We start from the raw sequence: 7919 nt of genomic DNA, 5'->3' as shown, positions 1-7919 counted from the left end.
ATAAATGTTGGGGATTAGTTGAAAATTTGATGCATTTAAGTCGTCATAAGCTCGATCATTATTTACGAGGTATGAGAGCTATGAAGCTTATACAGTCTACTTTTTAGCTCTCATGTCGCCCCCCCAGGTTACCTCAAGTGGCGGTGATGGCAGAACCTATTCACAATCAGGTGGCTCAAGTTTTTATTGTCCAATTTCTCAAGAGTTTGGCTGAATATAAGGATGTCCATGAAGCCCTAAGGGATGCTTGTGCTTTTCTTAAAGACCAACAAAATCTTACTTATCCTTCTGCTTACCTAATCCCTACCTTATTTCGCCATCCCCAATCAGTACTGTTTCGATTGGAACCATTCGGTTTAGGGCACAGTCTCAGAAATTGGTTACCCACTAAGAAAGAAGCCCTTTGGTTATCAGCATGGTTAACCGTTAGTTTAATCCCGGATTGTCAGGATTTACTGTTAGAAGCTCGTCTGTTGTTACAGGCTGGTTACCGTCAGGTTACTCAGCAGGTGGAGTGGCAAGCTAATCCCTCTCCAGTTCAGTCTCCAGTTCGGTTAGTTCAAATTGATAACAAGTCTCTTGAACAGGACAAGGTTAAATTGCTTGATGGCAGGTATATGGATTATGGTTACTTAGCAAGTATTTTAGATAAATTAGTTACCAGTAATGCTAGCATAATTGGATTTGATTATATTTTAGATCAAGACCAACAACAGCCCGATAATAGTAAACGGTTACGACAATCAGTTACTGAAGCGATTAACAAGAATACCTGGTTAGTGTGGGCAGCAATTGAAGCTGATAATCCTGCTGATTATTATGGGGTGAGTGATCAAATCGCTAACCTCAATCAAACCATGGAGGGAGATATTACAACCTATGATTGGTATGTGGAGTTACCTAGCAATAATTGTGATAAACGTTGTCCGTTTAGCTATTTACTAGTTCTTTCCTATTGTTTAGCTGATCAAGATTCCAGCGCTACTCAATTAGCTATGGGATTACCTCAGACTCAACACAGTAATCAGGATTTTAGAACTTCAGTGATTGATTGGGTTAATGATACCAAGACACAAGCCCATACACAAGTGGCTTGGTTGGGGAGGGTCAAACGTCCTGCGATCGCATATTTCTTACAATGGTTTCAACCGATTATTGACTATTCCCTACCTCCAGAGCAGGTTTATCAAAGAATTTCTGCTTGTGAGTTATTAGGCTCCTGTTCTGAAGATGCTCTAGCTGATGGTCTCAGCTTTAACGAGACCATTGTGATTGTTGCTTCAGGAGGATATCAACAAGCAGGAATTGATCAAGAAGGGGAAGATAATCATCTGCTTCCCCTGCCGGTCGCCTTCTGGCGTAGTTCACAGGGTTGGCAAGACTGGTTCGATAGCAAACCATCATTTACTGGTGGTGAAGCCCATAGTTACATTGCCCACCATCTTTTTTCCCAGCATCTGGTGATACCAATTCCTAATGCTTTGATGATTTTGCTAACCGCTGTTTTAGGTAAGGGATTTAGGTTAATTAAACAGAATTATCCGGAGCAAGGGAGCAGGGAGCAGGGAGCAGGAAGCAGGGAAGATGGAATAAAAATTATCACAATTAATTTAAAAACATTCTTGAGCAATATAGGTAACGGTTGGTTGATATATTGGTTGGTTTATTGCTTGGTTTCATTACAAGTTTATATCTCCTTGAAGGTACTGTTACCTACTTTGATGCCTTTAGTAGTGTTTAGTACTTATAGTGCTACCCGCAAACAATAGTAAACATTATTTACTCATTCAATTATCATTCAGAAAGAATATTATGGCTATAATAATCGATAAAAAATCTACCTTGCTACTAACAGTCGTTGTGCTACTATCTTCTTATGTCCTGCCTCTGGATGCCATAGTACAAAGACCTCAGTCTGATCAGCAGTTATCCCAGTCTCAAGGCCAGCTAATTACATTAAAATGGGGTGATATCTGGAAGAGATTGCGACGGAAGAAAGGTAAAAAGGGCTCAAGAGATGTCTTAACAGATGATAATTCTATCGAGCAAAATCTCTGCATGCTCATCCCTGGTCAGCTACCAGATCGTGACCTTAATTCTGAACAGAATGGAAGCTTAGAAATACAGAATGGAAGCTTAGAAATTTGGAGTGAGCAACCCCTATTTCTATGGCAAGGAAAAATGAAAGGTATTGAGGTGCGTGAAATGCGTACTAATCAACAATTGTGGGAGCAACCTTTAGAGCCTACTACTACTAGTATCCTTTATCAAGGGAAACCCTTACAACCAGATATAGCTTACTATTGGCGGAATACAATTTCTTTAGAACAACTTCCTACTAAGAGAAGTTTTCGTCTAATGAATGACGAAAAGCGTAATCAAGTCACCGCTAACTTAACTGAATTAGAAAGTAACCTGAAAGCTCAAGATGTGAGTGCTAATCAGATTGCTTTGGAACGAATTAAATATTTCATAGACAAACAACTTTGGTCAGATGCATTACGGGAAATTTATCTGATGCCTAATCCTCCGGCTGAGGTAACTGATGTTATTGATAAGATTAAGAATAAGGCTCATGATTTTTGTAAGGAGGAGCGGGAATAGGGAGAATCGTAGGGTGGGCATTGCTGATGAAGATCATGATTGAACGGCGATCGCGTAGCGTGACCAAAGGTCAATCAATTACATGGGCAATGCCCACCAATCCACAATAATCCTAGGGTGGGCATTGGTTCAGAAACCGGCCATTGGTACCCTGCTTGGTGGGCATTGCTCAGAGCAATTTAGGCAGGATTTGGGATTAGAAACCGGCAATGCCCACCCTACACAATGCTGAATAATATAGCGCTACACACAATGTAAGCAAGGTATGTAAATTATTTTTGTGATTTTGTCAAGTAGTTCATTTGTTCTATAATTTTGACCTACTCCCCGTTGACCCTGTACTTATATGAAGTTTGATATGAGGTTTGATATGAGGTTTGATATGAGGTTTATGAGGTTTGATATGAAGTTTATGAGGTTTGATATGAGGTTTGATATGAGTTTTATGAGGTTTGATATGAGGTTTATGAGGTTTGATATGAGGTTTATGAGTTTGATATGAAGTTTTATATGAAGTTTTATATGAAGTTTTATATGAGTTTTTATATGAGTTTTATGATAATAAGAGATATATAACAGGGCTAGTATTACATTGTTCCAACTAAGAATTAGGAACTGGGGGGAGCAGGTCTTGCGTTGCAGAACAAATGAATTATAGTACCATCACAGCAAGCTTATGTAAACCCATGAGGGGGCTAGAGGTATAGTACAAATGTTCTACATAAGTGACATGCTCCCTGCAATAACCTAAAAAGGAGAAGTTCAAAATGCAAGTAGTCCACAAGGTGTTTAAAGGGATGTTGGTGTTTTGCCTGTCCCTGGTGATGATGATTGTAATGATCGTTGGTAGTGCGCAAGCTGCGGAATGTTATGTCGAACCTCGCTTTATTCTCTTGGCCGAGGGATCTTCTCAGTATATACTAGATGTTATAGATGGGCCAGCATCGTCACTGGATGTCAGCTTTATAAGCTTTGAAGAAGACCAACAAACAATATCATTGATTGTAGATCCATCCGGTTCGGATGATTGTGTTAAAAATCTTGCTGTTCCGGGGTATAACTCTGATCAACCCACTTTTTATTATAACCTGTGTGAAGGTGTGGAGCCATTCTACCAAGTAATAGTTCGTGACGCACTACCATGGGATATATACATGGATGTAGAGGGTTGTCACAAAGCGTAAAAAGTCTAAGGAGCATCCGCAGGTTGCAGATCACAAAGGACTTCCAAAAAATCAAACATTCTACAAACAGAATGATAATTATTGGTAATTAAGGAAGTAAAACCTTTGCCGTAGGGTAGAAAGGTAACGGGGCGATCGCTCCGTTACCTTCTTCTGATAACTCCACCCTCAATACTCCACTTCTAACCCATATCCACCAACGGCGAGCGTATTCCTCAATGGGACTCGCCGTTGCTTTTTGCTAGGTATTGCCGAGAAACCCGCTCAATAAACCGTTCCACCGTCACCCGCGCCACCGCCTATAGCATGTAGGGTGGGCAGTGGATCAGACAGATCAGATCAGCTGGCAAAGCGCCTAGGTAGGCACTGCCCACCGACGATTAATCACTTTTATGCTAATAACTTACGCTTTAAATCTTTAGATGAAATTCCTTTATCGTTACCGGAGCGATAATTTTCCCAAGCTTCTTGACTTTGAACAATTTCTGTTCTAGGAATAGTTTCCTGAACTCCTTCTAATTCTATCAGCTGATGCTGAATGTGCTGACGCAACACCTGATTAATCAAGGTTTGATAATTGCCTCCACCAGACAGATTTACCTGGTCACGAAACCACTCCAAAACATCGTTATCTAAAGGAATTGTGATCCGAGTTTTACCAGATGGCATCGGGTCAATCGCGCCACGCTTACCTTTACTAAAATCATACTCAGCTTCCATCTTCATCCCTCCAGATATTGTTTACGTTCAGTACGAGTGGCTTTGCGAGTTGAAATCAAACGGATTTGATCACCTCGCCAGGTATAGACGACAACTAAAACTCGCCCCAAAGCATCTAACTGAATAATATAGCAACTATATATCCTATAAGGGACAAATTGATCCCCCTAAATCCCCCTTAATAAGGGGGACTTTGTTGAGAAGCGTACCTCATAAATGCGAGAAACACTATATCCAATTTAAATGCGCAACAGCTTACCAGTATTTTTTCCCGATTCCCGATTCCCGATTCCCGATTCCCGATTCCCGATTCCCAATTCCCGATTCCCGATTCCCGACTCCCGATTCCCGATTCCCTTTTTATATAAGTATAAACATAAAAAAAAATAGCCGTAGAAATACTATCCACGGCTATTTAAATGATCTATGTCAATGAGTTTCCAAACCGAACCTGATGTAATCTGATGTAATTGGCCAAAGGCCAAGCTACACGAACAGACCGGAGCCTTTGGTCGGGGGGAAAACCCCCCCAGAAATTTGGTGTTATGGCAACAGCCAATACTTCATCATTTTAGTAATGACTTCTCCTGGAACCTCAGTCGGTTCAAGAGGAGTCCATTCGGCAATCTCTGCATAGCCCAATTTATAAAGCATTTGCATGCTATAGATTACTGCTTCACGAGAGCCTTTCAGAGTGTGCTCAACAGGTTGTTTCTTGAAGTTTGGCTTAAAGTCTTTTGACATAGATCAAAACTTTCATCGTGTTTATATGATTATTGTAATGATTATATTTGTAATTTTCAAGGGTTTTAAAAATTTTTTTTTGGGGAGTTTTAGGGGGAATAAAAAAAGCGATCGCTCTTAGCGGAAGCTTCGCTTCATCGCGTAGCGTATCTTTCAGATAATTGCTTTTTTTAAAAGAGTAATTTTAACCTGGTAAGTTTAAGGATAGGGCTGGCATGAGGAAGTAGTGAATAAGGAATAAGGAACTTCAAATATGTTTCCTAATGTTGCCTTTTGCCTGTTACTTTTTGCTTTATGAATATTCAACCGAACTTGATATTAGCGGTATTTTGATCAGGGTTAGCACCGAATAGGTTTCTGCCAAGCTGTGAGTCGATAAACAGCCTTTAATTTGTAATTTGTCTAGATTGTGCAGCTTGTAGTTGCGCGAAACAGCGGTTGTGGCTGGGATGCTAGGCCAGAGATCCGGCAATCAGAACAGAAGTATCGAACAAAACTTTCACAGGCAGATCTGCTCCTGATCGCGTTCTGCGCGGAGTTGGTCGATTAGGTCGTTGAAATTGATCTGGTCAAGTGGAACTGTTTCAATGACCAGGATGCCATCCTTATTTTGTAGCTGAGGATTTTGCTGAGTGTATTCAGTAGAGATAGTTATTGAAGTGACAGATTGCTGCTTGAGGATACTGATTTTATCGATCAGGGTTTCGAGGATAAACTGCTCAGGCGAGATGCCTTGGCTGGTAGAAATTTGTTCGATTTATCGTTGCAGTTCAGGGGAAAGGTTCATAGGAAAGCCTTGGGTAGGAATACCCTTAGTCTATCCTCATTAAAAAAATTAGAAAGTCTCGAAATCCAGGAGAATCAAGTGTTGGGTAAAACCCATCACCATGTAATGCTGAATCTACCTGGACACGAGAAAAAATATCGGAATAGTTTCATCTAATTATATCCCATAATCAGAGATTTTGACTATAATCAGGTACCCGGAAATCACCTGAGGACATAATTATGCTACTGGTGTAGGGGTGCTGTTGGGACCTTGACACTCCCCGGTCTTTAGACGCGGGGATTCTTCGCTCAACGATCCGACTTGCCAAACCTGGCCGGAACCAAGAACAGTAGAGGTCAGATCTCCCGAAGCGTTTGGATCGACGTTCGCGTAGCGTGACCTACGGTCAATCCAGGTTCCGGTGTGCCCCACCGTACCCAAGGCTCTTTTTAGTATGTTGATCGCAGCGTTGTGGTCTCTGTCTAGTTCACAGCCGCATTCACAGACATGAGTCCTAGTTGATAGCGACTTCTTAACGACCTCACCGCATTCAGAGCAATTCTGGCTAGTGTAGGCAGGATTTACTGCAACAGTCACTCTGCCAAACTTTTGGCCAAAATGCTCTAACCATTTCCTAAATTGATACCAACCTGCATCGTTAATAGACTTAGCTAGACAGTGGTTTTTGACTAGATTTTTTACTCTCAAATCTTCATAGGCGACCAGGTCGTTAGACCGGATTACGCAACGAGCCAGTCTCTTGGCATGTTCTTCACGCTGCCTACTTATTTTGAGATGATGTCTACCTAATCTATTAACGGCTTTCTTACGGTTAGATGAGCCTTTTTTTTTCCGAGATACTCGGCGCTGATAAAACTTTAGGCGTCTTTCCCCTGCTCTATAAAAGCGAGGATTGGGTTCTGTGTTTCCCCTAGAATCAGTGTAGAATTCTTTTAGCCCTACATCCAATCCTACAGTGGCATCAGCGGGGTCTAATTGTTCTTTTACATCTATAGAGATACAAAACTGAACATAGTAGCCATCAGATCTTTTTACAATACGAACCCGCTTAATTTGCTTATTGTCAAAGCGCCACAAGTCCCATTTCCCCTTGAGTTTCAGTTTTCCGATTCCTTTCTTGTCACTGAAGGTTATCGACTTTTTGTCAGGGGAAAGCTTCCATCCTGACTGCTTATATTCGACTGACCTGCAATGCTTCTGAAATCGGGGGAAACCTTTCTTCCCAGGTACTTTCTTCTTGCAATTTTCAAAAAAGCGAGAAATCGATGACCGGAGATGAAACCTTAGAAGAGTGGAGCCTTATTTCATGAGTTTTAACCCTTTTTTGCATAGCCTGTCGCCTATAAAGGCTCCACTCTTCTTACGGTAACTTCTAACCATGCTCTTTCAGCCGCAGCTTGTCGAGCGGTTGAGTTTAGTTCATTAGCAAACGGGAACTCTTTAGCCAGTATTTTACTGTACTTGCTAAGGTCATATTTACCCGTTCCTTTATTGTCCATCCATAGACGAATGCAACTGTTACGGATAAATTTAACTGTCCGAATAGCCTCATCAATGGCTAAATATTGATGGTTTTTACCGTATACTTTCATCTCAACAATGATCATCGAATCTCGAGCTCCTCGACCTCCGGTCGCGCTACGCGAACGATATATTATTACGCTAGCATGCTTAGCGTAATTCATCAAGTCTTAATTAAGAGTTTTCTCACGGCGACTAAAGTCCCTATGAGCTTTCATCCCCGGTTTAAAAACACGGGGCTTTCAGCTTTGGGAGTTACGTAAGCAATCAGCTATAAGCTATAAGCAATCAGCAATCAGCAATCAGCTATAAGCTATAAGCAATCAGCAATCAGCTATAAGCTATAAGCAATCAGC

Annotated in this window: 6 protein-coding genes and 5 pseudogenes; 6 read left to right on the top strand and 5 right to left on the bottom strand. The window is 41.2% G+C overall.

Features of this window, described 5'->3' with window-relative positions:
- The 4 genes and pseudogenes from F6K63_RS31810 to F6K63_RS31795 form a co-directional block, all read left to right on the top strand.
- Window positions 1-127 (top strand): annotated as a pseudogene (locus F6K63_RS31810) (IS4 family transposase); the annotation flags it as partial.
- Between the two features lie 19 nt (window positions 128-146).
- Complete coding sequence (locus F6K63_RS31805) at window positions 147-1769, top strand: CHASE2 domain-containing protein (RefSeq protein WP_287314268.1); 1623 nt, start codon at window positions 147-149, stop codon at window positions 1767-1769.
- 43 nt (window positions 1770-1812) lie between these two features.
- Window positions 1813-2604, top strand: coding sequence for a hypothetical protein (locus tag F6K63_RS31800; protein ID WP_287314266.1), 792 nt, complete (start codon window positions 1813-1815; stop codon window positions 2602-2604).
- A 767-nt stretch (window positions 2605-3371) separates the two neighbouring features.
- Window positions 3372-3788, top strand: coding sequence for a hypothetical protein (locus F6K63_RS31795; RefSeq protein ID WP_287314264.1), 417 nt, complete (start codon window positions 3372-3374; stop codon window positions 3786-3788).
- Between the two features lie 480 nt (window positions 3789-4268).
- On the opposite strand, the pseudogene F6K63_RS31790 reads toward F6K63_RS31795, so the two are convergent.
- Window positions 4269-4508: pseudogene (locus F6K63_RS31790) on the bottom strand (BrnA antitoxin family protein); the annotation flags it as partial.
- Window positions 4509-4510: 2 nt separating this feature from the next.
- Window positions 4511-4633: pseudogene (locus F6K63_RS31785) on the bottom strand (BrnT family toxin); the annotation flags it as partial.
- Between the two features lie 118 nt (window positions 4634-4751).
- Between F6K63_RS31785 and F6K63_RS31780 the strand changes: the two are divergent.
- Window positions 4752-4898, top strand: coding sequence for a hypothetical protein (locus tag F6K63_RS31780; protein ID WP_287314260.1), 147 nt, complete (start codon window positions 4752-4754; stop codon window positions 4896-4898).
- A 153-nt stretch (window positions 4899-5051) separates the two neighbouring features.
- On the opposite strand, the gene F6K63_RS31775 is transcribed toward F6K63_RS31780, so the two are convergent.
- Window positions 5052-5252, bottom strand: coding sequence for a hypothetical protein (locus F6K63_RS31775; RefSeq protein WP_071105871.1), 201 nt, complete (start codon window positions 5250-5252; stop codon window positions 5052-5054).
- A 667-nt stretch (window positions 5253-5919) separates the two neighbouring features.
- Here F6K63_RS31775 and F6K63_RS31770 point away from each other — a divergent pair.
- Complete coding sequence (locus tag F6K63_RS31770; RefSeq protein WP_071105872.1) at window positions 5920-6195, top strand: hypothetical protein; 276 nt, start codon at window positions 5920-5922, stop codon at window positions 6193-6195.
- A gap of 63 nt (window positions 6196-6258) precedes the next feature.
- On the opposite strand, the pseudogene F6K63_RS31765 reads toward F6K63_RS31770, so the two are convergent.
- Window positions 6259-7311 (bottom strand): annotated as a pseudogene (locus F6K63_RS31765) (RNA-guided endonuclease InsQ/TnpB family protein); the annotation flags it as partial.
- Between the two features lie 107 nt (window positions 7312-7418).
- Window positions 7419-7649 (bottom strand): annotated as a pseudogene (locus tag F6K63_RS31760) (RNA-guided endonuclease TnpB family protein); the annotation flags it as partial.
- Window positions 7650-7919 lie beyond the last annotated feature (270 nt).

The sequence above is a fragment of the Moorena sp. SIO1G6 genome, assembly GCF_010672795.1.
Lineage (GTDB): Bacteria > Cyanobacteriota > Cyanobacteriia > Cyanobacteriales > Coleofasciculaceae > Moorena > Moorena producens.
The sequence above is the reverse complement of the archived record's forward strand: the minus strand, read 5'-3'. Positions and strand labels throughout refer to the sequence as shown.